General features: G+C 72.0%; 5 protein-coding genes and 1 pseudogene. 5 read left to right on the plus strand and 1 reads right to left on the minus strand.

Annotated elements, in window-relative coordinates:
- On the minus strand, positions 1-449 hold a 449-nt coding region (locus V7Z97_RS19875; protein ID WP_334165289.1), incomplete at its 3' end, for a helix-turn-helix domain-containing protein.
- Positions 450-556: 107 nt separating this feature from the next.
- On the opposite strand from V7Z97_RS19875, the gene V7Z97_RS19880 reads away from it, so the two are divergent.
- From V7Z97_RS19880 to V7Z97_RS19900, 5 genes and pseudogenes are all read left to right on the plus strand, one after another.
- Positions 557-925, plus strand: coding sequence for a helix-turn-helix transcriptional regulator (locus tag V7Z97_RS19880; RefSeq protein WP_334165291.1), 369 nt, complete (start codon positions 557-559; stop codon positions 923-925).
- A gap of 74 nt (positions 926-999) precedes the next feature.
- Complete coding sequence (locus tag V7Z97_RS19885; RefSeq protein WP_334165293.1) at positions 1,000-1,338, plus strand: hypothetical protein; 339 nt, start codon at positions 1,000-1,002, stop codon at positions 1,336-1,338.
- Between the two features lie 318 nt (positions 1,339-1,656).
- Positions 1,657-2,142, plus strand: a pseudogene (gene rplU / locus V7Z97_RS19890) (50S ribosomal protein L21); the annotation flags it as partial.
- 220 nt (positions 2,143-2,362) lie between these two features.
- Entirely contained in the window at positions 2,363-2,635 is a 273-nt protein-coding gene (gene rpmA / locus V7Z97_RS19895) for a 50S ribosomal protein L27 (protein ID WP_325458834.1), read from the plus strand.
- A gap of 132 nt (positions 2,636-2,767) precedes the next feature.
- The coding region (locus V7Z97_RS19900; protein ID WP_334165295.1) for a GNAT family N-acetyltransferase at positions 2,768-3,238 on the plus strand (471 nt) is incomplete at its 3' end.

The following is a 3,238-nucleotide window of genomic DNA, read 5'->3' on the forward strand; positions in this document are numbered from 1 at the left end:
GGCCGGGCCTGGGCGAGGGCGCGGGCGGCGGCGAGGAGGGCGGCGCGGCGGTCGGGGGTGAGGGCGAGCCAGGCGCGGGCGAGCGCCAGCCCGCCGTCGGAGGCCAGGAAGGCGCGGCCCACGGGGCCCAGGCCGTCGGGGTCCGGCCCGCCGAGCGCCGGATAGCCGGGGAAGAAGGCGCCCGGCTCGCAGCGCAGGGCCTGGGCGACCCGCCAGAGCGTGGAGGCCGAGACCCGGTTGGCGCCGCGCTCGTACTTCTGGACCTGCTGGAAGGTAACGCCGATGGCCGCGGCGAGCGCCGACTGGGAGAGCCCGCGCGCCTTGCGCCGGCGGCGGATCTCCCCGCCCACCCAGGCGTCGGTGTCGAAGGCGGGCGACGGCGGCGCCGCAACGCCGGGCGGGGCGGCGTAGCCCGGGGCCAGGGCGTAGACGTGTGCGGCAGCGTCCATGGCCGGAGCCTGCCACGGCCGAGCCGGGACAGCAAGCACTGCCTGCTCCAGAAAGTGCAACCTCTGCGTGCTCACCTCGCCTCGCCGCAAGGTGCTCATCTGCGGGGGTGACTCGATGGGGCGACAGCACGCTGAAGGCGGAGGTGGGCGCGGCGATCCGCCGGCACCGCGAGCTGCTCGGCCTGTCGCAGGCCGACCTCGCCGAGGCCATCGGCCGGTCCATCCAGTCGCTCGGCGAGATCGAGCGCGGCCGCAGCGCGCCCTCCTTCGAGACCCTGGAGGCGATCTCGCGGGTGCTGGGGACGCCAGTACGCGACTTCTTCCCCGGCCACCCGGAGGCGCGCGAGGACGGCCCGCCGGCCGGCGCGGGTCGGGTGCTCTCCCTCCTCCTACCGCTGAGCCCTCAGGAGCGGGCCTGGGTGGAGCGGGTGCTGGTCGCCCTGCTGCGGGACCGGCCCCCGAAAGGCGGCGGCTAGGGCGCGGCGTCGCATGGCGCAGCTCCGCGGCGGGCCATAACGTGGGTCTCTCCGACCTCGAGGGACGGTCCGACATGCTTTCGCTCATCGCCCTGCTCGCCGCCGCCGACCCGGCCGTGGCCACGCTCCGCTACGAGACCTCGCTGGCCTCCTGGTCGATCTGCATCGACCGGCAGATGGCCCATCCGCTGGGGCCGCCGCCCAGGGCCGCCCAACCCGAGCGGGTGAGCTTCGCCATGGACCGCTGCGCGGTGTTCGGCGAGGACTTCCGGCGCACCCTGCCCGACATGGCCGCCCGCCACCTCGCCGAGGAAGGCGTCCGCGACCCCTCTCCCGACCTCGTGGGCGGCCTGGTGGAGGAGATGTTCCGGATGGTCTCGGACGACCTGCGCAGGGAGAAGGAGCGCGGGTAGGGGCGGCGGCCTCGCCAGGATAGGCGCCCCTTCCTCCTCGATGGAGGAAGGCTACGGACCGGCAACCCTCAGGGGTGCTGGCGGTCCTTGAAGTCCATGGATGAAGCGGAGCCTGGCATGGATTTAAGGCTCTGAATGGCTCACGAGTGGGACGATCCCGCCCGATCGGGAGCCGTGGCCATGCTGGAAGAAGTCGCCCGCGGGCTGGCCTCGCCTCGTTGACTCTCCGGCCTCGCGCTGTATAACCGCGCCCTCTCGCCCGTGGGGTCGCTCCGCGGGCGCAATCCGTTTTGCACATAGAGTTTGAAGGCGCGAACGATGTACGCGGTGATCAAGACCGGCGGCAAGCAGTACCGGGTCCAGCCCGGCGACGTGCTGGTCGTTGAGAAGCTCGACGGCGAGCCCGGCGCGAACGTTTCGTTCGGCGAAGTCCTCATGCTGGGCGACGGCGACGCCGTGACCCTGGGCGCGCCCACCGTGGCCGGCGCCACCGTGGCGGCGACCCTGATCGAGACCCGCAAGGGCGAGAAGGTGAAGATCTTCAAGAAGATCCGCCGCCAAGGCTACCGCCGCACCCGCGGCCACCGCCAGTTCGAGAGCGTCCTGCGCGTCACCGCCATCAACGGCGAAGGCGGCAAGGAAGCGGCCAAGTGGGACGGCACGGTGGACCTGACCACCAAGGCCGAGCTGAACGCCCGCTCGCGCAACCTGGCCTTCCAGGCCCCGGTCGCCGCGGAAGCCGCTCCCGCCGCCAAGGCCGCTCCGGCTGCGAAGAAGGCCGCCGCGCCGAAGGCCCCCAAGGCCGTCGACGTCGCCACCGAGGAAGCCGCCAAGGCCGCCCAGGTGAACGCCCCGGTCGAGACCGAAGCCAAGGCCGCGCCGAAGAAGGCCGCGGCTCCGAAGGCCGAGGCCAAGGCCGAAGGCGAAGCCAAGAAGCCCGCGGCCAAGAAGGCCGCCGCCAAGAAGGACGAGGGCGCCGCCGAGTAATCGGTCCGGCAGCCCCATCAGAGAGTAGGAGAGCACCATGGCTCACAAAAAATCGGGCGGCTCCTCGCGCAACGGGCGCGACTCCGCCGGCCAGCGTCTCGGCGTGAAGAAGTTCGGCGGCGAAGCGGTGCTCGCCGGCAACATCCTCGTGCGTCAGCGCGGCACCAAGTTCTGGCCGGGCGACAACGTCGGCATGGGCAAGGACCACACCCTCTTCGCGACCGTCACCGGCGCGGTGAAGTTCATTACCAAGCGAAACGACCGCACCTACGTGACGGTGGTTCCGGCCGAGGTGATGGCAGCCGAGTAGGGCGAACCCACCTTCTTCGGGTCCGCCAGTTTCCAAACAGGCGGACCGGACAAGACTTCAAGCGGGGAGTCCGGTCAGCCGGGCTCCCCGCTTTCGTTTTGGGCCCCGGAACAGGGGCCGGGAGGCAAGGACATGTGCGCGATCGAAGTGAGCCCCGTCATAGCGACGGAACGTCTGGTCCTGCGCGGGCCGGTGCGCAGCGACGCCGAGGCCGTGGCCCGGCTGGCCAACGACTTCAACGTGGCCGGCATGACCTGCGACCTGCCGCACCCCTACGACACCGGCCAGGCCGAGGCGTTCTGCGAACGCGCCATGGGTCAGGACTGGGACCGCGAGGCCCGGTTCGCCATCGAGCACCGCAACTTCGGCGTGGTCGGCGTCCTGGGCCTGACCACCGGCGCCAACGGCCGCCCGCAGCTCGGCTACTGGCTGGGCCGGCCGTTCTGGAACCGCGGCTACGCCACCGAGGCGGTGCGCGGGGCGCTGAAGTGGGTGAAGCGCGACTGGCGGAAGAACCTGGTGGAGGCCGGCCACTTCGCCGACAACCCGGCCTCGGGCCAGGTGCTGTGCAAGGCGGGCTTCCTCTACACCGGCGACGTGGCC

The sequence above is a fragment of the Phenylobacterium sp. genome (assembly GCF_036821595.1).
GTDB lineage: Bacteria > Pseudomonadota > Alphaproteobacteria > Caulobacterales > Caulobacteraceae > Phenylobacterium.

Excerpts from the sequence above, each read along its gene's own strand:
- V7Z97_RS19885 (WP_334165293.1), top strand. The coding sequence starts at position 1,000 with ATGCTTTCGCTCATCGCCCTGCTCGCCGCCGCCGACCCGGCCGTGGCC.
- rpmA (WP_325458834.1), top strand. The coding sequence starts at position 2,363 with ATGGCTCACAAAAAATCGGGCGGCTCCTCGCGCAACGGGCGCGACTCC.